At 75.4% G+C, this 25,277-nt stretch carries 31 protein-coding genes; 18 read left to right on the top strand and 13 right to left on the bottom strand.

Annotation, left to right across the window (positions count from 1 at the left end):
• Positions 1-188: 188 nt before the first annotated feature.
• Positions 189-755 (bottom strand): dihydrofolate reductase family protein, encoded by a 567-nt coding sequence (locus tag CAE01nite_RS06825; RefSeq protein ID WP_146901924.1) that lies wholly within the window; start codon positions 753-755, stop codon positions 189-191.
• Between the two features lie 108 nt (positions 756-863).
• Here CAE01nite_RS06825 and CAE01nite_RS06820 point away from each other — a divergent pair, with 108 nt between their 5' ends.
• Both CAE01nite_RS06820 and CAE01nite_RS06815 read left to right on the top strand, forming a co-directional pair.
• Complete coding sequence (locus CAE01nite_RS06820) at positions 864-1,109, top strand: hypothetical protein (RefSeq protein ID WP_146901921.1); 246 nt, start codon at positions 864-866, stop codon at positions 1,107-1,109.
• A 79-nt stretch (positions 1,110-1,188) separates the two neighbouring features.
• Complete coding sequence (locus CAE01nite_RS06815) at positions 1,189-1,437, top strand: hypothetical protein (protein WP_146901918.1); 249 nt, start codon at positions 1,189-1,191, stop codon at positions 1,435-1,437.
• 49 nt (positions 1,438-1,486) lie between these two features.
• On the opposite strand, the gene CAE01nite_RS06810 is transcribed toward CAE01nite_RS06815, so the two are convergent.
• Positions 1,487-1,999 (bottom strand): hypothetical protein, encoded by a 513-nt coding sequence (locus CAE01nite_RS06810; RefSeq protein ID WP_146902007.1) that lies wholly within the window; start codon positions 1,997-1,999, stop codon positions 1,487-1,489.
• A gap of 51 nt (positions 2,000-2,050) precedes the next feature.
• On the bottom strand, positions 2,051-2,884 hold the full coding sequence (locus CAE01nite_RS06805) for a dihydrofolate reductase family protein (RefSeq protein WP_146901915.1): 834 nt from the start codon (positions 2,882-2,884) through the stop codon (positions 2,051-2,053).
• 129 nt (positions 2,885-3,013) lie between these two features.
• Here CAE01nite_RS06805 and zapE point away from each other — a divergent pair, with 129 nt between their 5' ends.
• The 7 genes from zapE to CAE01nite_RS06770 all read left to right on the top strand — a co-directional run bounded on the left by zapE (position 3,014) and on the right by CAE01nite_RS06770 (position 8,345).
• Positions 3,014-4,042 carry a cell division protein ZapE gene (gene zapE / locus CAE01nite_RS06800; protein ID WP_146901912.1) on the top strand — a complete coding sequence of 343 codons (1,029 nt, stop codon included), beginning with the start codon at positions 3,014-3,016 and terminating at the stop codon, positions 4,040-4,042.
• A gap of 166 nt (positions 4,043-4,208) precedes the next feature.
• Positions 4,209-4,622 (top strand): VOC family protein, encoded by a 414-nt coding sequence (locus CAE01nite_RS06795; RefSeq protein ID WP_146901909.1) that lies wholly within the window; start codon positions 4,209-4,211, stop codon positions 4,620-4,622.
• A gap of 151 nt (positions 4,623-4,773) precedes the next feature.
• Entirely contained in the window at positions 4,774-5,328 is a 555-nt protein-coding gene (locus CAE01nite_RS06790; RefSeq protein ID WP_146901906.1) for an isochorismatase family protein, read from the top strand.
• A 63-nt stretch (positions 5,329-5,391) separates the two neighbouring features.
• Entirely contained in the window at positions 5,392-5,787 is a 396-nt protein-coding gene (locus tag CAE01nite_RS06785; protein WP_146901903.1) for a hypothetical protein, read from the top strand.
• Between the two features lie 79 nt (positions 5,788-5,866).
• On the top strand, positions 5,867-7,315 hold the full coding sequence (locus CAE01nite_RS06780; protein WP_146901900.1) for an amino acid permease: 1,449 nt from the start codon (positions 5,867-5,869) through the stop codon (positions 7,313-7,315).
• A 145-nt stretch (positions 7,316-7,460) separates the two neighbouring features.
• Positions 7,461-8,012 carry a DUF1349 domain-containing protein gene (locus CAE01nite_RS06775; RefSeq protein WP_222595848.1) on the top strand — a complete coding sequence of 184 codons (552 nt, stop codon included), beginning with the start codon at positions 7,461-7,463 and terminating at the stop codon, positions 8,010-8,012.
• A gap of 81 nt (positions 8,013-8,093) precedes the next feature.
• Complete coding sequence (locus CAE01nite_RS06770; protein ID WP_146901893.1) at positions 8,094-8,345, top strand: hypothetical protein; 252 nt, start codon at positions 8,094-8,096, stop codon at positions 8,343-8,345.
• An 84-nt stretch (positions 8,346-8,429) separates the two neighbouring features.
• On the opposite strand, the gene CAE01nite_RS06765 is transcribed toward CAE01nite_RS06770, so the two are convergent.
• Entirely contained in the window at positions 8,430-9,899 is a 1,470-nt protein-coding gene (locus CAE01nite_RS06765; RefSeq protein WP_146901890.1) for an outer membrane protein assembly factor BamB family protein, read from the bottom strand.
• A 21-nt stretch (positions 9,900-9,920) separates the two neighbouring features.
• Positions 9,921-10,529: a YdeI/OmpD-associated family protein gene (locus CAE01nite_RS06760; protein WP_146901887.1), complete on the bottom strand. Its 609-nt coding sequence runs from the start codon at positions 10,527-10,529 to the stop codon at positions 9,921-9,923.
• 126 nt (positions 10,530-10,655) lie between these two features.
• Between CAE01nite_RS06760 and CAE01nite_RS06755 the strand changes: the two genes are divergently transcribed.
• Entirely contained in the window at positions 10,656-11,426 is a 771-nt protein-coding gene (locus CAE01nite_RS06755) for an isocitrate lyase/PEP mutase family protein (RefSeq protein ID WP_146901884.1), read from the top strand.
• A gap of 113 nt (positions 11,427-11,539) precedes the next feature.
• Here the strand turns inward: CAE01nite_RS06755 and CAE01nite_RS06750 are convergent, their stop codons facing one another.
• Complete coding sequence (locus CAE01nite_RS06750) at positions 11,540-12,202, bottom strand: GyrI-like domain-containing protein (RefSeq protein WP_146901881.1); 663 nt, start codon at positions 12,200-12,202, stop codon at positions 11,540-11,542.
• A 173-nt stretch (positions 12,203-12,375) separates the two neighbouring features.
• Between CAE01nite_RS06750 and CAE01nite_RS06745 the strand changes: the two genes are divergently transcribed.
• The 3 genes from CAE01nite_RS06745 (at position 12,376) to CAE01nite_RS06735 (ending at position 14,177) form a co-directional block, all read left to right on the top strand.
• Positions 12,376-12,657: a DUF4287 domain-containing protein gene (locus CAE01nite_RS06745; protein ID WP_146901878.1), complete on the top strand. Its 282-nt coding sequence runs from the start codon at positions 12,376-12,378 to the stop codon at positions 12,655-12,657.
• Between the two features lie 103 nt (positions 12,658-12,760).
• Positions 12,761-13,234 carry a hypothetical protein gene (locus CAE01nite_RS06740; RefSeq protein WP_146901875.1) on the top strand — a complete coding sequence of 158 codons (474 nt, stop codon included), beginning with the start codon at positions 12,761-12,763 and terminating at the stop codon, positions 13,232-13,234.
• Between the two features lie 130 nt (positions 13,235-13,364).
• Entirely contained in the window at positions 13,365-14,177 is an 813-nt protein-coding gene (locus tag CAE01nite_RS06735) for a DUF429 domain-containing protein (RefSeq protein WP_146901872.1), read from the top strand.
• Here CAE01nite_RS06735 and CAE01nite_RS06730 read toward each other — a convergent pair.
• The 5 genes from CAE01nite_RS06730 to CAE01nite_RS06710 form a co-directional block, all read right to left on the bottom strand.
• Entirely contained in the window at positions 14,174-14,374 is a 201-nt protein-coding gene (locus CAE01nite_RS06730) for a hypothetical protein (protein WP_146901869.1), read from the bottom strand. The genes CAE01nite_RS06735 and CAE01nite_RS06730 overlap by 4 nt on opposite strands.
• A 151-nt stretch (positions 14,375-14,525) precedes the next feature.
• Complete coding sequence (locus CAE01nite_RS06725; protein ID WP_146901866.1) at positions 14,526-15,365, bottom strand: ABC transporter ATP-binding protein; 840 nt, start codon at positions 15,363-15,365, stop codon at positions 14,526-14,528.
• Entirely contained in the window at positions 15,362-16,462 is a 1,101-nt protein-coding gene (locus tag CAE01nite_RS06720) for a FecCD family ABC transporter permease (RefSeq protein ID WP_146901863.1), read from the bottom strand. Before CAE01nite_RS06720 ends, CAE01nite_RS06725 begins: the two co-directional genes overlap by 4 nt.
• Entirely contained in the window at positions 16,459-17,505 is a 1,047-nt protein-coding gene (locus CAE01nite_RS06715; protein ID WP_146902004.1) for a FecCD family ABC transporter permease, read from the bottom strand. Before CAE01nite_RS06715 ends, CAE01nite_RS06720 begins: the two co-directional genes overlap by 4 nt.
• Before the next feature lie 170 nt (positions 17,506-17,675).
• The gene (locus CAE01nite_RS06710; protein WP_146901860.1) at positions 17,676-18,713 is read right to left on the bottom strand and encodes an iron-siderophore ABC transporter substrate-binding protein; all 1,038 of its coding nucleotides are present in this window, start codon (positions 18,711-18,713) and stop codon (positions 17,676-17,678) included.
• Positions 18,714-18,937: 224 nt separating this feature from the next.
• Here CAE01nite_RS06710 and CAE01nite_RS06705 point away from each other — a divergent pair, with 224 nt between their 5' ends.
• The 3 genes from CAE01nite_RS06705 to CAE01nite_RS06695 all read left to right on the top strand — a co-directional run bounded on the left by CAE01nite_RS06705 (position 18,938) and on the right by CAE01nite_RS06695 (position 20,940).
• Positions 18,938-19,444, top strand: a complete 507-nt coding sequence (locus CAE01nite_RS06705; protein ID WP_146901857.1) for a 2'-5' RNA ligase family protein — start codon at positions 18,938-18,940, stop codon at positions 19,442-19,444.
• Between the two features lie 117 nt (positions 19,445-19,561).
• Entirely contained in the window at positions 19,562-20,176 is a 615-nt protein-coding gene (locus tag CAE01nite_RS06700; RefSeq protein ID WP_146901854.1) for a dihydrofolate reductase family protein, read from the top strand.
• A gap of 221 nt (positions 20,177-20,397) precedes the next feature.
• Positions 20,398-20,940 carry a flavoprotein gene (locus CAE01nite_RS06695; protein ID WP_146901851.1) on the top strand — a complete coding sequence of 181 codons (543 nt, stop codon included), beginning with the start codon at positions 20,398-20,400 and terminating at the stop codon, positions 20,938-20,940.
• Positions 20,941-20,953: 13 nt separating this feature from the next.
• Here the strand turns inward: CAE01nite_RS06695 and CAE01nite_RS06690 are convergent, their stop codons facing one another.
• Both CAE01nite_RS06690 and CAE01nite_RS06685 read right to left on the bottom strand, forming a co-directional pair.
• Positions 20,954-22,594: an outer membrane protein assembly factor BamB family protein gene (locus CAE01nite_RS06690; RefSeq protein ID WP_146901848.1), complete on the bottom strand. Its 1,641-nt coding sequence runs from the start codon at positions 22,592-22,594 to the stop codon at positions 20,954-20,956.
• A 67-nt stretch (positions 22,595-22,661) separates the two neighbouring features.
• Entirely contained in the window at positions 22,662-23,450 is a 789-nt protein-coding gene (locus CAE01nite_RS06685) for a TylF/MycF/NovP-related O-methyltransferase (protein ID WP_146901845.1), read from the bottom strand.
• A gap of 209 nt (positions 23,451-23,659) precedes the next feature.
• Between CAE01nite_RS06685 and CAE01nite_RS06680 the strand changes: the two genes are divergently transcribed.
• Positions 23,660-24,496 carry a sigma-70 family RNA polymerase sigma factor gene (locus CAE01nite_RS06680; RefSeq protein WP_246131050.1) on the top strand — a complete coding sequence of 279 codons (837 nt, stop codon included), beginning with the start codon at positions 23,660-23,662 and terminating at the stop codon, positions 24,494-24,496.
• A 71-nt stretch (positions 24,497-24,567) separates the two neighbouring features.
• The gene (locus CAE01nite_RS06675; RefSeq protein WP_146901839.1) at positions 24,568-24,804 is read left to right on the top strand and encodes a DUF1059 domain-containing protein; all 237 of its coding nucleotides are present in this window, start codon (positions 24,568-24,570) and stop codon (positions 24,802-24,804) included.
• Positions 24,805-25,277: the final 473 nt, after the last annotated feature.

Raw genomic sequence — 25,277 nt, 5'->3', positions numbered from 1 at the left:
TCTGCACCGTCGATGCACAGGTCGGTGCGCGTGCGACGGGACTCACCACCGTAGCCACGGGTGCGGCAGGTCCGCGCCCGACCGGGAAGCCATCGCGGTAGCCGGACGAGCGACCCGACCGGATGCACACGGATCGTCGCCGGCGTCCATGTGCCGGCTTCGGCGTGGGTCGTGCGCTGCACGACGTCTCACGGACCGCTCCGCACCGCGTAGCGCACGCAGATGACGCCGTTGCCGAAGCGGCGCTGGTCCAGCAGCTCGAGCTCGAGCCGGAGGTTCCGCGGCAGCGCCGGCTTGCCGCCGCCCACGGTCACGGGGCACAGCAGCAGCACGCACTCGTCGACCAGCCCGTGCCGGAAGGCCTCGGCCGCGATGGTCGCACCGCCGATGCTCAGGTCGGAGCCGGACGTCTCCTTGAGCCGTCGGACCGCCTCGGGGTCGAAGCGCCGCTCGATCCGGGTCCGCGCCGTCGACACCTCCGGCAGCGTCGAGGAGTAGACGACCTTGTCGGCGTCGCGCCAGATCCCCGCGTACTCGCGGACGACGGCCGGTTCGGTCGTCAGCCAGTCGTCGCTCTCCCAGACGCGCATCGTCTCGTACATGCGGCGGCCGTAGAGGGACGTGCCGACCTGTCGCTCGTGCTCGTTCCAGAAGGCGTGCACCTCCTCGTCGGGCTCCGACCAGTCGAAGGAGCCGGCCTCGTCCTCGAGGTAGCCGTCGAGCGAGGTGTTGGCTGCGTAGACCAGCGTGCCCATGAGTGCCTCCGACCGGACGGGCCTCCAGGGTCCAGCGTCACGGCGGCATCCTCAAGAGGCACCGATCGGTGCTTGCGCTCAGCCGCTGGGTTCAGGAGCGTGTGGACCGTGGACCTCGACGCCTGGTGGCCCCTGCTCGCACAGGCATCCCGTGACTGGCTGGTCGCGCACGCCGGCGAGGCCCTGACCGAGGCGGTCCTGGACGACATCGCACGGGTGGCCGGCTCGGTGCCGTCCGATGCGTGGTGGGGCGTCGAGCGGGGACCGGACGGCCTGCACCTGTCCGACGCGGGCGTGGACTGGATCGAGGCGGTCGCCAACGGGGAGTCGCCACAGGCCCCACCCGATCGGTGAGGGCCCCGCGCACGGCGTGCGTGAGGTGTCGGGCCGGCCACGACCGCCGTCACGCTCGCGGACCTGCCACGATGTCGGCATGGCCGGACCGACCGACTGGGTCAGCGGGGAGCGTGTGTTCGCGCCGCCGAAGGGCGTCCTCGACGTCGACTGGCTCGTGCCCGCCCTGCTGGAGGCGCTGCCCGGCGTGACGCCCGCCGAGGCGAGGAGCGCTCTGGCCGCCGCGTGGACGGACCACCGCAGCGCCCGGGTCCCGGACCGCGGCGACCCCCTGCGCGCGCGAGCCGCCGACGTCGTCGCCGCCGCGGTGCAGGCCTTCGGGGCCTGAGGAGCCGACCGGCCGCGGGGGAGAGCCCCGCGGGCCGCCGGACGCTCCGTCAGCCGAGCTCGCTGGTCCCCGCGTAGAGGTGCAGCACCGGCACCCGGAGCCGGTCGCGCGCCCGGGACGCCCAGTCGCGGTGGAACGTGTCCTCGACGGCGTGCGGGTAGGTGACCACGACGATCTCCCGGACACCGCCACGAGCGACCTCGTCGGTCAGCACCGGGATGGGGTCGTCGCCCACCACGGAGCCGTCGGCGACCTCACCGGCCGCCCCGAACGCGGCCAGGCTGCCGGCGAGCTGGTCGGACGCCTGCGCCCTGGCCTCCGCCGGGTGCGGCTCGCGCCCGAGCACCTCGTCGAGCGCCTCGCGCAGCTCTCCCAGGCCGAGGTGGTCGACGACGGAGACGAGCAGGTTGCGCTCGGTGTCGGCCGGGACCAGGACGCGGTAGTCGACGTCGTCCTCGGCGTGCAGGGCGGTGATGTGCGCGACGTCCGCGGCGGTCAGGGTGTCCTCGGTGAGGACGACGACGGTGCGGTCCGTGAGCGGCGGCGGGGCGGGGGCCGACAGGGACGGGTCCGGGACGCCGGCGTCCGGCAGGGATGCGGTCACGCCCCGACCCTAACCGGCCTGCTCGGCGTGCCGCCCGACCAGCCATCGGCCCAGCAGGACGCCGTCCGCGTGCAGCAGGTGCGCCGGTCGAGCGGGGACGGGTGGGCTCAGCCAGCCCGTCCCGGCGACGACCCGCGGCCCGGGGTCGCCGGCGATCAGCGGGCTGGTCGTCAGGCACAGGTCGTCCACGAGCCCCGCCGCCAGCAGCCGGCCGAGCAGGTGCGGGCCGCCCTCGGTCAGCACCCGGGGCAGGCCCCGGGCCGCCAGCGCCGCGAGCGCCCGGGCCAGGTCGACGTCGCCGGTGCCGGCGACCACCACCCGCTCCGCGCCGATCCGCCGACGCAGCCCGTCGAGGTCGGGGCGGTCCCCGACCGTGACGACCAGGGGAGGGTGGGCGGAGTCGAGCAGCTCGTCGGGCACCGGACCGGAGCGGGTCACCACGGCCAGCTCCAGCGCGGGGCGGCTGCCGCGGGTCGCACGCGGACCCGCCAGGTCCGCCCGGATCGGCAGCTCGCGGTACCCCTCCGCGCGCACCGTGGCCGCGCCGACCAGGACGACGTCCGCGAGGGACCGCAGCAGCGCGAACACGCGGTGGTCGGCCGGACCGTTGATGGACCCCGAGCGCCCGTCCGGCCCGGTCGCGGCCCCGTCGAGCGTGGCGATCATGTTGGCCCGCACCCACGCCGCGCCGGCGCCCGGGTCGGGGTGCGCGTACAGCTCGGCGAGCGTCGCCTCGCCCGGCTCCGCCGGGATGCGTCCGCCGGGTCCCGCCGGACCGAGCAGCACGTCCAGGGTCGGGGCGGGCGGCGCCGTGGACGGCGACCGGGGCGGGTCGGGAGCCATCGGGGGAGGCTATCGGTGCGGTGGTCACCGGCCCGTCGCCCGGACCCGTCGCCCGGCCCGCCGCCCGGACCCGTCCGCCCACGGGCGGCGACCGGCGACGACCACCGGCCGGAACTAGGCTCGACGACCGTGACCGCGACCACCGCACCGAGCCTGACCGAGCGCCGTCCGCGGGTCCCCACCGAGCGGCTGCTGGACGAGCTGGTGCCGCCGCAGCACTTCGCGCGCGAGTCCTTCGACACCTACCGGCCGGACCCGTCGTACCCGAGCCAGGCCCGGACGGTCGAGCGGCTGCGCTCCGTGGCGACCGAGGTGGAGCGGGCCGGCACCGGGGGCGGGCTGTTCGGGTTCGGCCGCAAGGCGCGTCCGGCCGCGGTGTACCTCGACGGCGGCTTCGGCGTCGGCAAGACCCACCTGCTGACGTCCCTGGTGCGCGAGGTGGGCCGGGCCGACAGCGCGTACGGCACGTTCGTCGAGTTCACGAACCTGGTCGGCGCCCTCGGGTTCGGCCCGACGGTCGAGGCGCTGGGCGGCAAGCGCCTCGTGGCGATCGACGAGTTCGAGCTCGACGACCCTGGCGACACCGTGCTGATGTCGCGGCTGCTGCGCGAGCTCGCCGACCGGGACGTCTCCCTCGCGGCCACCTCGAACACGCTGCCCGGGTCGCTGGGGGAGGGACGGTTCGCCGCCGAGGACTTCCTCCGCGAGATCCAGGCGCTCGCGGACCGGTTCGAGGTGCTGCGGGTCGACGGCGAGGACTACCGGCACCGGGTGACGACCACCGACCTCGGCGGCCTGCCCGACGACGTCGTCCGCGCGAGCATCGCGGGCCGGGACGGCGCCACCCTGGACGAGTTCGGCGCGCTGCTGGACCACCTGGGCGAGATCCACCCCAGCCGCTACCGCGCCCTGCTCGACGACGTGGAGCTCGTCGGTCTGACCGGGGTGCGGCCCCTGGGGCACCAGAGCACCGCGCTGCGGTTCGTCGTGCTGGTGGACCGGCTCTACGACCGGGACGTCCCGGTCCTGCTCGGCGGCAGCGGCATCCACGGCCTCTTCCCGGCCGAGATGCTCGCCGGCGGGTACCGCAAGAAGTACTACCGGGCGCTGTCGCGCCTGGGGGCGCTCGCCGAGCAGGGGCGCTCGCTCGTCGCCTGACGACGAGCGCAGGTCGCGGCTGCGCGGCGCCCGACCCCCGACCCGCGCCGGCGTCCCGTCGACCTGGGGTCACGGCGCCGGCGAGGAGGCGACGCCCGGACCAGGGGAGCGCCATGCTGGGTGGCTCGCGACGACGTCGCCGTCGCACCACGGGGAGGGGGCACGGATGGACGTGCAGTTCGTCGCCGGGTTCGGTCCGATCGCCAGGTCCGGGGCCGAGTCGCTGGCGTTCTGGTCGGGGACGGCCGGCATCCGGTTCGAGGAGGTCGCGCCGGGCTACTTCGCGACCGACGACCTGCCGGGCACCAAGGCCTTCGCGATCTGGCCGCTGGAGCAGGCGGCCGAGTCCACCTTCGGGACCTCGACCTGGCCGCCGGAGCACCCCGTGCCCCAGGCGTGGATCGAGCTCGACGTCGCCGGCCCCGAGGCGGTGGCGGCGGCCGTCTCCGATCTCGAGGCCGCCGGCTGCACCGTGCTGCGGCGGGCGCGGGAGGAGCCGTGGGGGCAGACCACGGCGCGCCTGCGGAGCCCGGAGCACCTGCTGGTCGGCATCAGCCACACCCCGTGGATGCACACCTAGGGCGGGCGGCCCGTCCGCCGGAGGTGCCGCCCGGAGCACGCACCCGGGTGGCGACGCGCGCGGCGACGCGCGCGGCGATGTCGCTGCGCCGTGTGGGTGGTGCGGTCTACGGTGACGAGGGTCACATCGCGGCGCGACAGGACGGACCACCATGACGACTCTCGCCGACCGTCCGGCGACGGCCCTGCTGGTCGTCGACCTCCAGAACGGCGTCGTCGCCGGTGCGCACGAGCGCGACAGGGTCGTCGCGAACGTCGCCCACCTGGTCGAGGCGGCCCGCAGGCACGGGACCCCTGTCGTGTGGGTCCAGGACCACGAGACGCTCGAGCGGGGCAGCGAGCAGTGGCGCATCGTGCCCGAGCTGTCCCCGGAGGACCGGGAGCCCCGCGTGGAGAAGATCTACGGCGACGCGTTCGAGGCGACCGAGCTGGAGACGGTCCTGGCCGGGCTGGCCGTCGGGCGACTGCTGGTCGTGGGGGCGCAGACCGACGCGTGCATCCGGTCGACGCTCCACGGGGCGCTCGTGCGCGGGTACGACGCGACCCTCGTGAGCGACGCGCACACCACCGAGGACCAGTCGGCCTGGGGCGCGCCGCCCCCGGACCAGGTCATCGCGCACACCAATCTCTACTGGACGTACCAGTCGGCGCCCGGGCGCACGGCGGGCACGGTGGCGACGCAGGACGTGGACTTCGGCGCGAGGTAGGCGACGGTCCGGCGCGGAGCATGGGCGCCGGACGGCAGGACGGTCGACGGGACGGGCCGGCCGGTGACCAGCACAGGTGAGGGGGACGCGATGCGGGTGGGTCGCCTCCTGGTGTCCGTGGCGTGCGTGGGCGTGCTCGCCCTCATGGTGTGGTTCGCCCTCACGGAGAACCCGGCGGCCACGTGGATGGTCTACGGCCTGTACGGCGCCGGGGCGGCGACCTTCGTCGTCCGGGCCGTCCGCGCGCGCCGTCGCGGTGTGCCGGTCGCCCGGTCGGTCGCGCCTGCCCTGCGCGGGCTCGGGGAGGTCCAGGACATGTCGCTGGGCCGGCCCCCCGTACCGCCCGTGACGTACGCGTCGCCGGTGGGGACGGTGGCCGAGCTCGTCGTCGCGCCCCCGGAGCCGGCGGTCGGCGCCCTGGGGCACCTGCCGGCCCGCCCCCCGGACCGCCGGACGTGACCGGCGACCACCCCGACCCGCACGTCGACGACCCGCGCAGCACCGCACCGCACCGCACCGAGCAGAGAGCAGGAGCACCATGGCACAGACCTCGATCTGGCGACGGATGCCCGTGGACCAGGTGGACGAACCGGGCCACGGCGGCGGCGGCGTGCTGGCCAAGAGCCTGGGCCTGTGGCAGCTCACCGCGATCGGCGTCGGCGGCATCATCGGCGTCGGCATCTTCTCGTTGGCCGGGCTGGTCGCGCACGGTGACGCCGACAACCCCGCGGTCGGGCCCGGCGTCCTGTTCTCCTTCCTGGTCGCCGGCGTCGCGTCGGCGGCCGCCGCCCTGTCGTACGCCGAGTTCGCGGGGATGGTGCCGCGAGCCGGGTCGGCCTACACCTACGGCTACGTCGCGCTGGGTGAGGTGATCGGCTGGTTCATCGGCTGGGACCTGCTGCTCGAGTACATCGCCATCGTCGCCGTCGTCGCGATCGGCATCTCCGGGTACCTCGGTGCGTTCCTCGACGGGTTCGGCCTGTCCATCCCGGTCGCGCTCTCGGCCACCGCCGACGAGGCCGAGGGCGGCGTGGTGAACCTGCCCGCGGTCCTCATCTGCCTGCTCGTGACGTTCATCCTCAGCCGGGGCACGCGGACCTTCGGCCGGTTCGAGCTGATCGCCGTGGCGATCAAGATCCTGCTGATCCTGTTCATCATCGGGCTCGGCCTGTTCTACATCGACACGGGCAACTACAGCCCGTTCCTGCCCAACGGGTTCGGCCCGGTGCTCACCGGCGCGGCGACGGTCTTCTTCGCGGTGTTCGGGTACGACGCGATGTCCACCGCGGCGGAGGAGGCGCACGACGGCCGCAGGCACATGCCCAAGGCGATCATCCTGTCGCTGGTCATCGCGATGGTCCTCTACGTCGCGGCCACGCTCGTGCTGACGGGCCTGCAGAGCTACGAGGAGATCGACCCGACCGCCGGATTCGCGTCGGCGTTCTCCAACGTGGGGCTGCCCGTGATCGCGAGCATCATCTCGGTCTTCGCGGTGCTGTCCATCCTCACGGTGATGCTCACGTTCCTGCTGGGCGTCACGCGCGTGTGGTTCTCGATGAGCAGGGACGGGCTGCTGCCCCGGTGGTTCTCGGGGGTGGACCGGCACGGGACCCCGCAGCGGGTCACCTGGATCGCCGGGATCGGGTCCGCCCTGCTCGCCGGGGTCTTCCCGATCCGCACGGTCGCCGACCTGACCAACATCGGCATCCTGTCGGCGTTCGTGGTGGTGTGCGTCGCGGTCATCGTGTTCCGCCGGACCCGCCCCGACGCGGCGCGCACGTTCCGGCTGCCGTGGATGCCCGTGGTGCCGGCGATCGGCGTGCTGTTCTCGCTGTTCCTCATCAGCCGGCTGCACTGGGAGACCTGGCTGCGCTTCGGGGTGTGGCTGCTCCTCGGCCTGGTCATCTACTTCGCCTACGGACGACGGCACTCGCTGCTCAACCCGGACAGCCCGCACCACCGGCGGCTGGGGGAGCGCTCGTCCTGACCGCCTGGGGACGCGGTGACCGCCGCGCTCGCGTGGAGCCGCTCGGACGCGGCGCGGACCCGCCGGTAGGTTCGGGAGCGTGTCCCTCGACGAGACCCGCACCGACGACCCCTCCTGGCCGGGCGCGCCGGGTGCCGCCGCCTGGCTGAACCCGCCCGTGCAGGTGGAGCGGACCGGCGACGGCCTCGTGGTCACCGCGGCGGAGGGCAGCGACTTCTGGCGGACGACCGCCTACGGCTTCACGCACGACTCCGGCCATGCCCTGCTGGCGCCGTTCGCCGAGGGCACCGCCGTGGAGGTCACCTTCGTGCTCGACTACGGCGAGCAGTTCGACCAGGCCGGCGTGCTCGTGCGCCAGGACGAGCGGACCTGGACCAAGGCCGGCGTGGAGGTCAGCGACGGTGAGCCCCAGGTGGGCGCCGTGGTGACCCGCGAGCACTCCGACTGGTCGGTCGGGCCGGTGCCGGACTGGGCCGGCCGGGAGGTCACCGTGCGGGCCAGCCGCAGCGGGGACGCGCTCACGGTCCGGGCCCGCGCCGCGGGCTCCCCGTGGCGGCTGGTGCGCGTGTCCCCGCTCGACCCCGGCGCGGACCTGCTGGCCGGACCGTTCTGCTGCGCACCGACCCGGGCCGGCCTGCGGGTGCGGTTCACCCGCGTGGCGACCACGACTGCCGACGCCTCGCTGCACGCGGGGTGACCCGGAGGAGCGGGAGAGTTCCCGGTCGTAGTCCGATTGTCGGGGTCCCGACTCGTCCGGGCGCCGCCCTAGCGTCGACGCATGTCGGACGTCAGGGTGCCAGGGCTCTCGCAGGTGGATCTGCCGCCGGAGGGGGGCTGGGTCGCCTTCCGGGCGCAGCCCGGGCTGTACGTGCTGCGCGCCGACGGCGAGGGGACGTGGACGCTCCTGGGCCGGGCGGGCCAGACGCTCGGGACGGTCCGCCGCACGGGCGCGAAGTACCGGGCGTGGCGTGGCACGGCCCTGGGCCGGGCCGAGTCCGACTGGCGGGATGTCGTCAAGATCCTGTGGTGAGGGGCGGCGAGGGGCCCGACGGCCCCGCTGCCGAGCCTCGACCCGCGGGCGGAGCACCGGGGGCGCGGCTCCGCGGGCACGTCCCTAGGGACGCAGCGCCACGAGCTCGGACGACCCCACGGCGAGCACCGTGCCGTCCGGCAGCGGGACCAGCGCGGCGCCGGGGGTCGGCACCTGACTCGCCCACTCCCGCTCACCGGTCCGCACGTCGCGCGCGACCAGCTCCACGTCGGCGCCCTTCCGCTCGAGCACCAGGACGCGGCGGCCGTCGGTGACGAGGTCGGAGCCGGTGAACGACAGGTCGTCGACCGGGGACTCCCACCGGAGCTCGCCGGTGCCCGCGTCGAACGCGGTGATCCGTTCCGGTCCGGCCATCAGGACGACGCCGGAGAGGACGCCGCCCGTGCCGTGCACGTCGGTCACGGTCCAGCGGGGCTCGCCGGTGGCCAGGTCGACCAGGCTCAGCTCGGGTGTCCCGCCGCGGGTGTCGAAGTCCTGCACGGTGACGGCGTCGGGCACCGAGCCGTCGTCGACGCTCGGGGCGAGCACGAACCCGTCGACGGTGACCGGCTCCCCGCCGCCGGGCGGGTGCACGGTCGTGCGGACGCCGCCGGACAGGGCGAGGTGGTACTCCAGGGACCTGCCGTCGGGCAGGTCGACGCGCTGGGACATCGCCTCGATGTCGTCGTCGTCGAGCACGTCGGGCTCCGTCTCGGCACCGGTCTCCAGGTCCAGCGTCACGGAGAGGCCGCCGACCTCCAGACCGATCGTCCGCTCGCTCGTGGTGAACCCGCTGCCGTCCGACGGCCTCGGGGCGACCTCGGTGCCCTGGTACGCCCACCGCCGCTCGCCGGTCGTCAGCGACCAGCGGCCGGCCACCGCCCGGCCGTCGTGGTCCAGTCCGACGCTCACCACGTCGCCGGCGACGACGATCCAGCTGCCGCCCGCGAGCATCGCGAAGGTCTGACGGGTCTCGCCGGTGGCGAGGTCGACGACGCGGGCGGTGGTCTCCCGGGCGTCGAACGGCCCCCCACCGGCCCCGTCGTCGTCCAGGCACAGCAGGGCGTCCTGCGGACCGGCCCGGTAGGCCAGCCGGACCGAGACGAACGGTGGCGCTCCGTCCCCGTCCGTCGGCACCAGCCGGCACGAGCCGGGCACGCTGTAGCGGGTGGCGCCGTCGTCGAGGTCGGTCGCCACCACCCCGCCGGTGTCGGCGGACCAGTGCACGACGACGTCGTCCGTCGTGGTCACGAGCCCGGTGCCGGGGGCACGCCACGCCTCGCGCAGCGGCTCGGCCAGGGACGCGCTCAGCCCGTCCACCCCTGCCAGCTCGGCCGACCGCATCCGCTCGACCCCGAGGCGCCCGACGGCGACCCCGCTCGCGCCCACCGCGAGGGCCACGACCACGGTCGCCCAGAACTCGCGGGGCAGGTGCGGCATCGTCCACCGCGGCGCGCGACCCTCGTCCTGCGCCCGGCCGGGGTCCGTCACCTCGTCGTCCGCGTCGTCCTCGACGAGCTCGACCTCGACGAACCGGTCGCTGGAGCGCTGCACGGTGCGACGCTACCGGGCCCGTCACCCCTCCGCGTCGGGCGCCACGGTCGACTGCGAGGGGGTCGGCCGCCCGTCCGCGAGCATCGCCACGGCCTGCTCGATGCGCCGCGCCCGGGTCGCCGGACGCCGCGCCGTCGTGACGCCGAAGAGGATCGTGTACCGGCTCTGCCGGGAGAGGGTGTCGAACCGCGCCCGGGCGTCGGGGTGAGCGGCCAGGGCGGCGGTGAGGTCGTCGGGCACCTCGATCGTCGCCGATCCCGCGTACGCGGCCTCCCACCGGCCGTCCTTCCGGGCCCGCTCCACCTCGGCCAGCCCGGCCGGCTGCATGCGTCCCTCGAGCGTCAGTCGCTCCACGAGCCCGACGTTGCGACGCGACCACAGGCTGCGGGCGCGCCGTGGCGTGAAGCGCTGCCGGTACGTGCCCGCGTCGACGGACTGCACCTGACCGTCGATCCAGCCCTGGCACAGCGCCTCCTCGAGCGCGTCGGCGTAAACCAGGCTCGTGGGCTCGGTCGTGCCCTTCTTGGCCAGCACGAGCCAGACCCCCCGCTGGTCGTCGACGTGCTCGGCCAGCCACCCGCGCCAGGCGGCGACGTCGGGCACCGTCAGGACGGGGGGATCGGTCGGCACGCCGACGAGGATGGCACCGCGACCCCCGGCCGGGCGAGCACCGGACGCGTCGCCCCGGGCCCGGATCTGCACCAGGATGGGCGCGCACGCGTCCGGCGTGGACGCCGACGAGGAGGAGCACCGGGGATGACGACGAACGACAAGGCGCTGACGCTGAAGGCGCTGCACGAGGCGCCCGAGATCCTGCGCGTGGTCAACGTGTGGGACGCCGTCAGCGCGAAGGTCGTCGCGGACCTGCCCGGCACGCGCGCCGTCGCCACGGCCGGCCACTCCATCGCGGCGAGCCTCGGCTACCCGGACGGCGGCATGCCGCTCGACGTCGCGCTCGCCGCGGTGCGCACGGTCGTCGACGCGGTGGACCTGCCGGTCACGGCGGACCTCGACGACGGCTACGACGACCCGGCCGAGACCATCCGCCGCGCCATCGGCCTGGGCGTCGTCGGCGCGAACGTCGAGGACCGCCTGCGGCCGGTGGACGAGTCGGTCGCGCGCGTCCGGGCGATCACCGCGGCGGCGGAGGCCGAGGGGGTCGCGTTCCAGCTGAACGCGCGGACCGACGCCCTCGTCCGCGGGGGCGACCGTCCGATGGACGAGAAGGTGGCGGACGCCGTCGCCCGCGGGCGCGCCTTCCTCGACGAGGGCGCGGCGCTCGTCTTCGTTCCCGGGGCGGTGGAGCGGTCCGTGGTCGAACGGCTCGTCGAGGGACTCGGTCGCGGCCGGCTCTCCGTCATCGGGCTGCCCGGCGCCCTGCCCGCCGCCGAGTACGAGGCGCTCGGCGTCGCGCGGATCTCCTACGGTCCGCTCACCCAGCGCGTCGCCCTGCGGGCGCTGCGGGACCTGGCGACCGACCTCTACGACGGCGGCGTCATCCCGCCGGACACGCCGGCGCTCAACTGACCGCACGGTGCGGGCCGCACCGTGGCGGTCGTCGCGCCGACGCGCTCCACGCGACCGCCCGGGGCGGCGTCACGGGACGTCGACGGCGTGCCCGTCGGTCGTCCGCGGCGACCTCAGGACCCCTCGTGCGCCCGTCGCACCGGCTGACGCAGGATCGTCCGGAGCCGGTCCGGCGCGGTGCGACGCGGGTCGCTGAGGTAGATCTCGTGGTGCCGTCCGGTCAGCTCCAGGCCGTGCTCGGGGACGAACCGGTGGTGGAGGTCGGCCAGGACCGGGCCCTCGTCCTCGAACGAGCCGACGCGCAGCGTCTGGGCGCACAGGCCCTCGTCGAGCAGGTCGACCCGGACGAGCTGCACGGGCAGCGCCGGCTTCCTGGCGACCACCGCCGCCCGGGCCGCGGCGACGTGCTCGTCGGTCAGCCAGCCCGGCGTCATCAGCATCATCGTCCAGTCCCAGGCCGACTTGTCACGCCTCGTGGTGAACGCGGTCAGGTCCTCGGCCGACCAGAGACCTTCGAGCGGGGGGACGACGTAGTCCCGGCCGAGCCGGTCTCTGCTGGCGAACTTCAGCGCGTACGCGACCGGGTAGAGCACCCCGAGCGCCGTCGCGTACTCGGGGGCGCTGTTGGGGTCCCCGTGGCCATCGACCGCGAGGTACCGCAGGGGCGGGACCTCGACGAGCCGGATCTCGCCGCGTCGGGCACGGTACGAGTCGACCGTCCTCGTGAGGTCCGTCCTCGTCGTGCTCGTCGTCACCGTCACCTCCCGCGTCGGCATCGACCGCTCACCCTGTCCGGGCCGGTGGAGGGCGGTCAAGGACCCGGGCGCCGGCACCGTGGTCTCCTGTCCCGTGCGGGCGGCGACGGCCCGGGCGATGAGGTTCGCGCGGTGGGCAAGTCATTGCAGCGACGTGCCGCAGGCACGACCAGCTCCACGAGGGGAGACCGACCATGTCGTACCAGGCGTACCTCGACGCGATCGAGGCGAAGACGGGCAGGACGCCCCAGCAGCTGCTGGACGAGGCTGCGGACCGGGGGTACGGACCGAGCACGAAGGCCACGGTCGTCGTCGAGTGGCTCCAGCAGGAGCACGGGGTCGGGCGCGGCCACGCGATGGCGCTCGTCGGGGTGCTGAAGAACGGGCCGACGGTCCCCGAGAAGCACGTGGGCTCCACCGGCAGCCATCGTGACGAGTCGTCGACCCTGCGGCTCGACGGGGTGGCCTCGCGCTGACCGGCGTCCGGGCAGCGGGGGGCGTGTGGCCGGTGAGAACCAGGGTCCGGACGGGTCGACCACGGGGAGACCAGCAGCGGGACACACCGAGAGGAGCCTGACGATGAGCGACGACACGACCGAGGGCACGGCGAACGGCTCGACCCTGCAGGCCCCGCCCGGGCCGAGCGCGTCGGTCCGGGCGCTCGGCCGGCTCGTGGGCACCTGGCGGGTCACCGGCGGGGCCGCCGGGACGGTGCGGTACGAGTGGATGGACGGCGGGTACTTCCTGCTCCAGCACCTCGACCTGGAGCAGGACGGCGAGCCGATCCGCGGCCTGGAGGTCATCGGCCACCTGCGGTCCTACGGGCAGGGGCCCAGCGTCGACGTGCACTCGCGCTACTACGACTCCACGGGCGCCACCCTGGACTACGTGTACGAGATCGACGGCGACACCCTCCACATCTGGATGGGCGAGAAGGGGTCACCGGCCTCGTTCTCGGGCACCTTCGCCGACGGCGACACGGTCATGGTCGGCGCGTGGCAGTACCCGGGGGGCGGCGGGTACGACTCGACCATGGTCCGCCTGCAGCCCTGAGCCACCCCAGGGCCGCAGCGCACGCCGACGGTCGTGCCCGCCGACCTCGCCGGCGTCCTCGTCCACCCTCGGCACGACGGTGCAGGCGGGTCGGCCGACGCTCGGGCAGCAGCCTGGGGAGAATACGCGGATGACCGGTGACGGCACGGCGGACGCGGCGCTCTTCGTCGGCCTCGACCTCGGCTGGTCCACCGGCGCGACCGGGGTCGCCGCGGTCGACGACACCGGCCAACTGACCGCGTCCGGCCGCGTGACGAGCGACGACGAGATCGCCGACTGGCTGTCCGCCCAGCGCGGGCGGGTCGTGGTGGCCGCCGTGGACGCCCCGCTGATCGTCCCCAACGACACCGGGCAGCGGGTGGCCGAGCGCCTGATCGGGCAGACGTTCGGCGGCTTCGGGGCGTCGGCCCACACCTCCAACCGTGCCCGGTTGGGGGACGTGACCCGCGCGCTGCGCCTGGCCGGGCGCTTCGGCTGGGCGGTGGACCCACGAACGGCCACGGGCGGCGACGTCGCCGTGTGCCTGGAGGTCTACCCGCACCCCGCGATCGTCGGTCTGTTCCGGCTGCCGTACCGGCTCGACTACAAGAAGGGCGACGCGCGCGGACGCGCCCCGGGGTTCCGCCTGTTCGTGCAGCTCCTCGAGTCCGTCCCCGAGCTGCGCCTGGCGGAGTCGGCTCGGTGGCCCGAGCTGACCCGGACGATCGCGGCGCCGCGTCCGGGCGACCTCGACCGCGTCGAGGACGAGCTCGACGCGATCGTCTGCGCCCACCTCGCGTGGCTGTGGCACCACCGTCCCGGCTCGCTCCGGGTCTACGGCAGCGTGGAGGACGGCTACATCGTCGCGCCACCACCACCGCAGCACCGCCCGCAGCGCCCCCGGCCGCCGGCGCCCGGGGAGGCGCCGTCCGGTCAGCACCCGGACGGACCCGCGGCCGGCTAGCTGTCGCGCTCCGCCGCCTCGGCCTCGACCTGGGCCTCGGCAGCGGTGGGGATGTGCCCGAGGTCGCCACCGGAGAGGGTGGCGCGCAGCTCGTCCGGGGCGTCGTCGGGCAGGCCCGTGAGCGTCGGTCCGTCCTCGCGGATGCCGGTGCCCTGCGGGTGCGGACCGTCGGGCAGGGTGGCGGGGCTCTCGGTCACGGCGTCCTCCTGGCTCGGGGGCCGGCGCACGCGCGCCGACGACGACCCCCCGACCGTACGTCCCGACGGGGCCGCCCGCGCTCGTGGCGGGACGCCGCCGTCGCCTCGCCGGTCGACGGCCGACCGCTGGCCGGTCGACCGCTGGTCGCGGTCAGCCCTTCGACGCCGCGGGCGTCGCGGCGCCGACCGGCCCGCCGGTGTGGTGCCGGCCGATGGGCACCATGAGCGGCCGGCCGGAGACGGGGTCGTCGACGACCCGGCTCTCCAGGCCGAACACGGCGCGGACCGTCTCCTCGGTCAGCACGGCGGCCGGGTCGCCGGCGGCGTGGACGCGGCCGTCGACCAGCGCGATGAGGTGGTCGGCGTAGCGCGCCGCCATGTTGAGGTCGTGCAGCACCATGACGATGGTCGTGCCGCGCGCCTGGTTGAGGTCGGTCAGCAGGTCCAGCACCTCGACCTGGTGGCTGACGTCGAGGAAGGTCGTCGGCTCGTCCAGCAGCAGCACGTCGGTCTGCTGCGCCAGGGCCATCGCGATCCAGGCCCGCTGGCGCTGCCCGCCGGAGAGCTCGTCGACCGCGCGGTCGGCCAGGTCGACGGTGTCCGTCGCCTCGAGGGCCTCCGCGACGGCGACGTCGTCGGCGTGGCTCCATCGCGAGAACAGGCCCTGGTGCGGATGCCGGCCGCGCCCGACGACGTCGGCGACCGTGATGCCCTCGGGAGCGACCGGCGACTGGGGGAGCAGCCCCAGCGTGCGTGCGAGCGCCCGGGCCGGCAGGTGGTGGACCGCCCTGCCGTCCAGCAGGACGCTGCCCGAGCGGGGCGGCAGGAGGCGGGACATCGACCGCAGCAGCGTCGACTTGCCGCAGGCGTTCGGCCCGACGATCGCCGTGATGCGGCCCGGCGGAACCTCCAGGGACAGGTCCGTGAGGACGCTCCGGTCCGCGTAGCCGACGGTGAGCGCCTCGGCGGCCAGGGTGTGCGAGGTCGTCACAGGGAGTCTCCGGAGCGGTGCGAACGGACGATGAGGTACAGCAGGTACGGCGCCCCCAGGACACCCGTCACGACCCCCACCGGGAACCGGGTGCCCAGGGCGTACTGGCCGACCAGGTCGGCGACGAGGACCAGCAGGGCCCCGACCAGCGCCGCCGGCAGCAGCACCGAGCCGCGCCGACCGACCACGCGCGCGGCGATCGGGCCGGCGAGGAAGGCGACGAACGCGATCGGCCCGGTCGCGGCCGTGGCGAACGCGATGAGCCCGACCGCGGCGACGACGACGAGCAGCCGGCTGCGGCCGACCCGGACGCCGAGCGCGGCGGCGGTGTCGTCGCCGAGCTGCAGGGCGCCGAGCTGCCGGGTCAGGAGCAGGAGGACCGGGCCGAGCACGAGGAGGGCGACCAGGGTGGGCACCGTGGCCTCCCAGCTGCTGCCGTTGAGGCTGCCGGTGAGCCAGCGCATCGCCTCCTGCAGGTCCCACTGGCCCGCCAGGGACAGCACGTACAGCGTCACGCTCTCGAGCATCTTGGCGACGCCGATGCCGACGAGCACGAAGCGGGCGCCCGCGCTGCCGCCCCGGGCGGACAGCCCGTGGATCGCCAGGGCGACGGCGAGGCCGGCGACGATCGCCACGGCGGAGACCGCGCCGCCCGAGAGCCCCAGCACGACGATCGCGAAGGCCGCCGCAGCGCTGGCGCCCGCGCTGATGCCGATGATGTCCGGGCTGGCCAGCGGGTTGCGGAGCAGCGTCTGGAACGCGGCGCCGCCGAGCCCGAAGCACAGGCCGGTCGCCACCGCGAGCACCGCCCGCGGCAGCCGCAGCGTGCCGACGGTGAACGTCGCGCCGTCGACGTCCTGTCCGGCGACGACGCGCAGCACGTCCAGCGGCGGGTAGAAGGTCCGGCCGACCATGAGGCTGGCGGCGAAGGTCGCCAGGACGAGCACGACCAGGACGACGACCGCCGTGCGCCGTCGGGAGGCGTGCCGGCGGCGTGCGGACGCGACCAGGCGGACGGACGCCGGGGACGCCGGGGACGCCGGCGTCGCGGCGGTCCCGAGGGTCGCCGGATCGGTGCGGTTCTCGACGACGGTCACAGCGCGCGCACCCTCTGCCGGCGGACGACGTGGATGAAGAACGGCGCCCCGATCAGCGCGGTGACGATGCCGACGTCGATCTCGCTCGGTCGCGCCACGACGCGCCCGACCACGTCGGCGCCCACGACGAGGCACGCCCCGGTCAGCGCGGTGAACGGCAGCAGCCACCGGTGATCGACCCCGACCAGGAGCCGGCACAGGTGCGGGACGACGAGCCCGACGAAGCCGACCGGCCCGGCGAGGGCGGTGGCCGCGCCGCAGAGCAGCACCGCACCGAGCGCCGCGACCCCGCGTGCCAGGGCGACGCGCTCGCCGAGCCCGGCGGCGACGTCGTCCCCCAGCGCCAGCGAGTTCAGGCTCCGGGCGCACAGCAGGCTCACGGCGAACCCCACGGCGAGGAACGGCAGCGCCTGCTCGATCGTGGTGGACGACGCCCCGCCGACCCCGCCGATCTGCCACGACCGGACGGTGGCGGCGATGTCGCCGCGCGGCAGCGAGACGGCGGTGACGAAGGAGGCCAGTGCGGCCGACGTGGCCGCCCCGGCGAGCGCGAGCCTCAGCGGCGTGCCACCCCCGCGGCCGAGCGACCCGATGGTGTGGACGAGGACGGCGGCGGCCGCCGCGCCGAGGATGGCGACCCACACGTATCCCGTCGCCGTGGCCAGCCCGAACCACGCGATCCCCGTGACCACCGCCAGGGACGCGCCCATGGTGATGCCGAGGATCCCCGGGTCGGCCAGCGGGTTGCGGGTGACGCCCTGCATCACCGCTCCGGACAGGCCCAGGGCGGCGCCGACGACGACCGCCAGGACGGTGCGGGGGACCCGCTTCGCCACGGCGGCCTCGCCGAGCCCGTCGGTGCCGCCCCGGACGCCGGCGAGCACGTCCGCCCAGCCGACCGACCGGGACCCGACGGTCACGGAGAGCACGACCAGCACCAGCAGCACCGCGAGGACCGCGAGCAGCCACAGCGCGCGGACCCGGTTGCGACGCCGCACCGGCGCGGTGGACGGGGTCCCGGGACGCCGCGCCGCCCCGGGCACGGCGCCCCGGACGGCGCCCGGCACGGCGACCGGCGCCGCGACCGGCACGGCGACCGGCACCGCACCCGGCACGGCGGCCGTTGCCGCACCCGGCACGGCGGCCGTCGCCGCGCCCGGCACGACGTCAGTCCCGGCGGCTGTCACACCGGCTCCGGAGGTGGCAGCCGGGGTCACGACGACGCGTCGGCGGCCTGCGCGAGCAGCGCGAGGTAGTCGTCCAGGACCCAGGAGATCGCCAGCGGCGTCGGGTTCGCCGCCGTGCCGAGCGGGCTGGTGCCGGGCAGCGACACCACGGCGCCGGCTGCGACCGCGGGCATCTGCGAGAGCAGCGGGTCGCCCTCGAGCGTGGCCACGAGCTCCTCGTCGCCGTAGGTGACGACGATGTCGACGTCGGCGAACGTGTCGACCTGCTCGGCGCTGATCGTGCCGGAGAACTGGTCGTTCGCCGCCGACGCCTCCGCCACGCTCGCGGGCGTCGCCAGGCCCAGGTCCTCGAAGAACGCCGTCCGGGTGTCGTGCGTCGTGTAGAAGCTGACCTCGCTGAGGTCGGCCGGGTCGACGTGGGTGAGGAACATCGTCGACCTGCCCTCGAGCTGCGGGTACCTCGCGACGGCGTCGGCGATCTCGCCCTCGATGCTCGCGACCAGCTCCTCGCCCTCCTCCGCCATGCCCATGCCCCGGGCGTTGACCTCGATGACCTCACGCCACGGCGTCGACCACGCGGCCTCGGGGTAGGCGACGACCGGGGCGATCTCGCTGAGGGTGTCGTAGTCCTCCTGGGTCAGCCCGGAGTAGGCGGCCAGGATGACGTCGGGGTCGGTGTCCGAGACCGCCTCGAAGTCGATGCCGTCGGTCTCGTCGAACAGGACCGGGGTCTCGGCGTCAAGCTCCGCCAGCCGCTCCTCCACCCAGGGGAGCAGGCCGTCGCCGTCGTCGTCGCCGAAGTTGGCGGCAGCCATGCCGACCGGGACGACGCCGAGCGCGAGCGGGACCTCGTGGTTGGCCCAGTTGACCGTCGCGACCCGCTCGGGCCGGCCCTGCAGCGTGGTGGAGCCGAAGGCGTGCTCGATCGTGAGGGGGAAGCCCGCGGCCTCCGCCGGCGCTGCGGCGCCCTCGACGGCGGGTGCCGCGCCGGCGCTGCAGGCGCTGACGACGAGGGCGGTCGCGAGGAGGACGGCGGACGCGGACGTGGTCCGGCGTGCGGGCATGGGGGCTCCGGTCTGTGGGCGTGCGAGTGGGAGGGTCCGGGCCGGGCATCGAGGCCGCTGGCCGTGCTTCCTTAGGTAAGGCTTACCTGCGACGGACGGTAGGGGAGGGAGCGGTCCGGAAGCAAACGCGGTCCACGGGCGGGAGTGCCGACGGCGTGGCGTGGCTCTACGGTCGGACGACGCCCGCACCGCGCGGTCGACGAGCCATCGGGGGAGGCCAGCCGGTGACGGACGCTGCGCCGCTGATCCTCGCGCTGACGCTCGACGACGCGACCCAGCAGCGGCTCGACGGACTGCGGCGGGCGCACTTCCCGCCCGAGCGCAACCTGCTGTCCGCGCACGTCACGGCGTTCCACGCGCTGCCGGGCGAGCACCTGGACGAGCTCGTCGCCGACCTGCGCGAAACCGCGCCGGACGCGAGCATCGCGGTCGCGGTCACGGGGGTGCGCTCGCTCGGGCGCGGGGTCGCGTTCGACCTGAGCGCCCCGGAGGCGGAGTCGCTGCGCGCCGGCCTGGCGCGACGGTGGGCCGGTCGGCTGACCGCGCAGGACTCCCAGCGATGGCGTCCGCACGTGACGGTGCAGAACAAGGTCACGCCCGAGGCGGCGCGGGCCCTGCACCGGCAGCTGGCGGCGACCTTCGTGCCGTACGACGCCGAGGCGGTCGGCTGGGGGCTCTTCCGGTACCGCGGGGGTCCGTGGGAGCACGTGCTCGGCGTGCCGTTCGCCTGACGAGCCGCCCGCACGCGGTCGCCCGGGTGCGCCGCTCGGGTGGGCGGCCAGGGTGGTCGGCCCGGGTGGGCGGCCAGGCGGCGATGAGTTCGCCGGCGCACCCGGGTCCGCCCTGGCATGACTCGCATCGTCGCGGACATCTCGGTCTCCCTGGACGGGTTCGTCACCGGGCCGGAGCCCGGCCTCGAGAGCGGCCTGGGCACCGGGGGCGAGGCGCTGCACCTGTGGGCGTTCTCCGACGACGAGGACGACCGCCGCGTGCTGCGTGAGGCGACGAGCATCTCGGGCGCGGTGGTCCTCGGCCGCCACCTGTTCGACGTGGTCGACGGGCCGCACGGCTGGGACGACGAGACCGGCTACGGCGCCGGCGAGGTCGGCAAGCCGGCGTTCGTCGTGGTCACCAGCACGCCGCCGCCGTCGGTGCGGCTCGCCGACCTGGACTGGACGTTCGTCACCACCGGCCTCCCGGACGCCGTCGCCGCGGCCCGCGACCGCGCGGTGGCGGCGTCCGCGGTCCGGGGGCGGGACCTCGACGTGGTCCTCATGGGCGGTGGCGCCACCGTCCGGTCCGCGCTCGACACCGGACTGGTCGACGTCCTGCGGCTGCACCTGGCGCCCGTCGTGCTGGGCGACGGCACGCCGTTGTTCACCGGCGCGGCACCGCGCACGCTGGTGCAGCGGGACGTGGTCGCGACGTCGACGGCGACGCACCTGACCTACGACGTCCGGTGACGTCGGCGGCCCAGGACCAGCTCCCGTCGCCGGTGGGCGGGTCGGCGTGCGGCCGCGGCGTCGGGACGACTGACCGGCGCCGGGCCCGCCGGGCCCGCCAGACCCGCCGGGCCCGCTAAGCCGCCGCGAGGAGCGTGGGACGTCGCGCCATACTCGGCTCCCATGACCTGTCACCGGAGCGACGTCCGACCGTGCCCGCCGAGCAGCGCGGGGGCGCACCGATGAGCACCGTCGCGCTCGTCGCGGCTGCCGCCGGTGGTGTCGAGACGATCCGCGAGGGCCTGGTGGAGCCGCTGCTGCGGGAGGGGCACACGGTCGCGATCACGCTGACGCCCACCGCCGGTGCGTGGCTCCGCGAGATCGGGGAGCACCGGCGTCTGGAGGAGGCCACCGGCCTGCCGGTGCGCGACCAGCCCCGGCTCCCGGGCCGTCCGCGGCCGCACCCGCCGATCGACGTCTACGTCGCCGCGCCGCTGACGGCCGGCTCGACCGCCAAGCTGGCCCTGGGCCTCGGTGACAACCAGGCCATGACGGTCCTGACCGAGAGCGTCGGCACGGACGCGCCCATGGTGGTGTTCCCCCGCGTCAACGCCGCGCACGCCCGCCACCCGGCCTGGGCCGACCACCTCGCACGGCTGCGGACCGCCGGCGTCGACCTGGTCGGCGGCGACGACGTGTGGCCGCTGGCCGAACCGCGGGCGGCCGACGCCCGGGAGCTGCCGTGGGCGGCCATCCTCGACGCCGTCCGGCGGCACCTGACCTAGCGCACGCCCGTGCTCACCGCAGACCGACGACCTCGTCAGCGGTCACGGCCACGAGGGTGTGGTCCACCACCCGGAGGGAGACCGTGCCGGCGGGCGCTCGGGTGCGCCACACCTCGGTCCCGTCCGCGATCCGGCTGGCCACCAGCAGCAGCGCGCCGCCGTACGCCCGGACGGGGAGCACGACGACGTCCCCGTCGGTCACGGCCGCTCCGGCGGCCCCGGGATCCACGGGCGTGCGCCACCGGACGTCGCCGGTGCCGACGTCCAGCGCGGTGACGGCGGCGCCGTCGTCCAGCAGCATGACGCCCTCCACCTGGACCGTGGCGAGGAGCGTCGACGCCCCCGGCCACAGCCGGCTCCACCGCGTCCGGCCGGTGTGCAGGTCCAGCCCCCGGAGACGGTCCCCGCCGGTGGACCGGGTGACCAGGACGCGGGCGTCGGAGCCGTCCGTCACCGTCGGGCGCACCGGCGGGCCGGGCAGGACGACGGACCGCCCGGACGGGCCGCCGGACACCACCCCGCGGCCCGACGTGCCGTCGGGGCGCCAGGACCACGTCGCCCGCGCGCCGCCGGCGAGCGCGTGCTCCTCGGACGGGTACGGCTGCAGGCTCTCGCGCTCGGCGTCGAGTGCCTCGCCGCTCGACAGGTCGACGGCGAAGGACCCGACGGTGACGGAGTCGGGGCGCCGCTGCGCCACGGGCGCGACGCCGTCAGGCGCCACGGGTCCCGCGTCGGGCGCCACGGGTCCCGGGCTGACGACGTCCCACCGCGGCGTGCCGGTCGCGACGTCCCAGCGCGTGACCCGGACCCGGCCGCCCTCTGCGGCGGCCACCAGCAGGTCGCGGCCGACGGGTTCGGCCAGCAGGAGCGCGCCGACCGTGGTGACCGTGTGCCGGGTCCGACCCGTGGCGGAGTCCAGCACGACGAGCGTCGTCCTCGCCTCCGCGGCGCCGGCAGCGCCCCCGGCGTCCGCGCCAGTCCCAGCCCCCCCGGCACCGCCGGCATCCCCGGCATCCCCGGTGCTCTCCGCGACGCATGCCACCACGCCGCGCGGACCGGTGTCGCCCCCGAGCGGTGCCCGGCCCGGCCGGAGGCCCTCGTCGACGGCGAAGCACCGGCCGGCCGACGCCGCACGACCCGCCGCCGCGGACGCCGTCCACGTCACCTCACCCGTCCCGGGGTCGACCGCCCGCAGCGACGCGCCGTCGGTCACCATCAGGCGGTCGTCGTGCTCGGTGGCCGCCCGTCCGCGGACGCGCCAGGCCTCGGCGGGGGGAGCCGCGGCGTCGGCGAGGACCGAGGGCGTGGCGGCGAGCGCGGCGGCGCGCGCAGCGGTCTGGCGTGCGTCGACCACCCCGGTCGTCGCGGCGACGCCCAGGGCCAGGACGGCTGCCGTCACCGCGCGGCGGCGGTACCGCAGGGCGACCCGGCGTGCCCAGCCGGGGCGCGGCGGCGCCGGGGTCTCGTCGTCGTCGTGCAGGGGACGTGACTCCCCGGGCCAGGTCGCGCGCCAGGCCATCGACTCGACGGCGAGCTCGTGCAGCACGGCGCGGACGTGGTCGGCGGCGACGCGCTCGTCCGCGTCGTCGTCCTCGACGAGGAGGACGTCGACCGCCTCGACGTCTCGAGGGGACCGCGGCCGGCTCCGGCGCATGCTGCCAGGGTAGGTCGCCGGACGGCGTCCGGGACGTGCGCGAGCGGCGGGCCGTCCGGCGGGGTCGCTAGCGTTCCTTGCGCCAGTAGGCGGCCTCGGCGTCGGTCACCAGCGTGACGGCCTCGTCCGTGGTGGCGAGGTAGTCGTGGACCGCGGCGCGGCACTCCTCGGTGAAGTCGTAGTCGTCGACGATGACGTAGCCGCCGGGGGAGACCTTGGGGTACAGCGCCTCGAGCGCGTCCCGGGTCGAGTCGTAGAGGTCGCCGTCGAGGCGCAGCAGCGCGAGCCGCTCGATCGGGGCGCCCGGGAGGGTGTGGTGGAACCAGCCGGGCAGGAAGCGGACCTGCTCGTCGAGCAGGCCGTAGCGCTCGAAGTTGCCCCGGACGTCGTCGAGCGAGATTCCGGTCATCACGGCCTCGCCCTGGGGCTCCGGCTCCGCGGACATCGACGTCCACGACCGCTCGGTCACGCCCTGCTCCGGCGTGGTGGGGAACCCCTGGAACGAGTCGGCCGCCCAGACGACGCGGTCGCGGACCTGGAGCGCCTCCAGGAGCCCGCGCATGAAGATCACCGAGCCGCCCCTCCACACACCGGTCTCGATGAGGTCGCCCGGGACGCCGTCGGCGACGAGCTCGGTGACGAAGCGCTCCACCTGGTCCAGCCGGCGGACGCCGATCATCGTGTGCGCCTGGCTCGGCCAGTCCCGGGCCTCGACGCGCCGCTGCCGCTCGAACGGCACGTACATCTGCGTGCTCGAGTGGTCCCAGGGGTAGCGGATGCCCGGGTCCTCGTAGATCAGGTTGGTGACGCACCGCTTGAGCAGGTCGATGTACCGCAGCGCCACGCGGTCGGTCATGGCCGTCGCCCCCCACCATCCTCGGGACTGCCACGGTCCTCCCGGGGTCGTGCGGGGGTCAATGACGACGGCAGGCGGCCGGCGCGCGGTCGCGGTGTACAGCCGCACGGGTCGCCGCGAGGATGCGGGCGACGGCACCCTCGCGGTCACACCTCGCCCGGCTCGCACGTCAGTGGAGTGACCCGACAGCGCAGAGGAGGGGAGCGACCGTGGACCGGACGGACGTCTTCGAGGCGGAGCGACCGCGCCTGGTGGCGCTGGCGGGCCGGGTGCTCGGCGACCACGCCGAGGCCCAGGACGTCGTGCAGCAGGCCTGGCTGCGGCTGCACGGGTCCGACGCCGAGATCCAGAGCCTGCCCGCCTGGCTGACGACGGTGGTCACCCGGCTGTGCCTCGACCGGCTGCGCTCGCGCACCCCGGTCCCCGTCGAGGAGGTCATGCCCCGGGGGACCGCAGACGACCCGGCCGACGACGTCGCGCTCGCCGACACCGTCGGCCTCGCCCTGCAGGTGGTGCTGGACCGGCTCTCCCCGGGCGAGCGGGTCGCGTTCGTGCTCCACGACAGCTTCGGGTTCGACTTCCCGACGATCGCGGCAGTCCTGGACACCACGCCGACGGCGGCGCGCAAGCTGGCCTCGCGCGCCCGGGCCAAGGTGACCCAGCCCCGTCCCGAGGACCGCCTCGCCGACTGGGAGGTGGTCGACGCCTTCATGGCGGCGGCCCGCAACGGCGACTTCGACCGGCTGCTCCGGCTGCTCGCCCCCGACGCCGTGGTGACCGCCGACGACGCCGCCGTCCGGGTCGGCACCCCGCGACGGATCGAGGGTCGCGACGCGGTGGCCACGTTCTTCGACGGCAGCGCCCACTCGGCGTTCCCGGTCCTCGTCGGCGACCGGGCGGGTGCCGCCTGGTACCACCGCGGCGCGGCCCGGGTCGTCTTCGACTTCACCGTCGAGGGCGGCCGGGTGCGCGCCATCACCTTCCGCGCGGAGCCGGACGTGCTCGCGCAGGTCGTGCGCCGCGACGGCGACCGCCCGCGCGGCTGAGCCGGTCACACCGCACCCGTCCCGATCGTCAGCACAGCACAGCACCAACCCACCACCGCCAGGAGACGACCATGAAGACCATGACCTGCCGCGACCTCGGAGGACCGTGCGACCTCGAGCACCACGGCGAGACGGCCGACGACGTCATCAACGCCCAGGACCGCCACCTGAAGGAGGCGGAGAAGGCCGGCGACGCGACCCACCAGGAGGCGCGCGACGCGATGAAGAACCGCTGGCGCCACCCGAAGCAGTCGTTGGGCTGGTACCGCGGCACCCAGGCGGCGTTCGCCGCTTTGCCAGACCGCTGACCTGGCCTGGGGGCGGAGGGGTCCGACGGGGCTCGTGGGGCCGAGGGGCGCTGATGCGGCGGTGCGCCGGTCGCCGCACACCGGGTCGCGCGGTCGGATGTCTTCCGCATCACCCGGCGCCTCGACCGGTGCGCGCCGGCGCTGTGGGAGGCCCTTCCTGGTGTTCCGCCGGCAGGCCTGGGATCGGGCGCTATTCGACTCACCTCGTCCTCGGGCGCCCCTCGCGAGAAAGTCGGACGAGCTGTCCGCCCGACCTCCGGCCGCCCTCCGAGGGCCTTGTCCACAATGCTCGGCGGCGGCCCGGTGAATGTCAGTGGCCCGCCGTAGAATCGAGGTCAGAACAAGCAGGACGACGGCGCCGCCGGAATTCACCGGGCGCTGGAGGAGGTGGGTGTCGTGGCCGACGACGTCCCGCCTGCCGGCACCTCCGCGAGCGTGGGTGCGGCCGAGCTGTCGCGGGTGCCGGGGCGTCT

The sequence above is a fragment of the Cellulomonas aerilata genome (assembly GCF_007991755.1).
GTDB lineage: Bacteria > Actinomycetota > Actinomycetes > Actinomycetales > Cellulomonadaceae > Pengzhenrongella > Pengzhenrongella aerilata.
The sequence above is the reverse complement of the archived record's forward strand: the minus strand, read 5'-3'. Positions and strand labels throughout refer to the sequence as shown.